The following is a 782-nucleotide window of genomic DNA, read 5'->3' on the forward strand; positions in this document are numbered from 1 at the left end:
GAAATACCTCGCAAATTTGTTTAACTTTCAGTGATATCTAATACAGCACACATCCCTTACATGAACGAACAAGAAATCAAGCCATCCCTTATCATTGTCGAAGACGATCCAAAACTACAAGATATGCTCGGTGAGTACTTTGTAGAACAAGGCTTCGACGTCCGCTGTATTGATAACGGCACCGACGCGCCGAACGCCATTTTAGACACTCAACCCGATTTGGTTGTGTTAGATTTGATGCTGCCGGGCCAAGACGGTTTGAGCGTTTGTCGTCAAATCCGTGAATGTTACAAAGGCAAAGTTCTGATGCTTACCGCAAGCGATGACGATTTTGATCACGTCGCTGCGCTTGAAATTGGCGCCGATGACTTTGTCACGAAACCTATTAAACCGCGCGTGTTACTTGCTCGTATCCGTATGTTATTGCGCAGGAAAGAAAGCGCCGCTCCAGCGCCAGAAAACGGCTTACAAATTGGCGTGTTGTGTTTAAACCGACTACGTAAATCCTGCACTATGAACCAACAGCCTGTCGCATTAACCGACGGTGAGTTTGACTTGCTGTGGGTACTCGCCACTCATGCCGAGAAAACCTTGTCGCGTGAATGGCTCACCAAAACGTTACGCGGGATTGAGTACGACGGTACAGATAGAACCATTGACAACCGCATCGTAACACTTAGAAAGAAATTGGGTGACGCGTCTTGCTCACCTCAAAAAATCATTACGGTACGCGGCAAAGGCTACCTACTAATGCCGGATGCATGGAACGCATAAATGAGAAG

General features: G+C 46.9%; 1 protein-coding gene. It reads left to right on the top strand.

Features of this window, described 5'->3' with window-relative positions; translation table 11 throughout:
- Positions 1 to 60 precede the first annotated feature (60 nt).
- Positions 61 to 774: a response regulator gene (locus R8O10_RS24700; RefSeq protein WP_318191886.1), complete on the top strand. Its 714-nt coding sequence runs from the start codon at positions 61 to 63 to the stop codon at positions 772 to 774.
- Positions 775 to 782 lie beyond the last annotated feature (8 nt).

The sequence above is a fragment of the Vibrio sp. 1727 genome, from assembly GCF_033344415.1.
Lineage (GTDB): Bacteria > Pseudomonadota > Gammaproteobacteria > Enterobacterales > Vibrionaceae > Vibrio > Vibrio alginolyticus.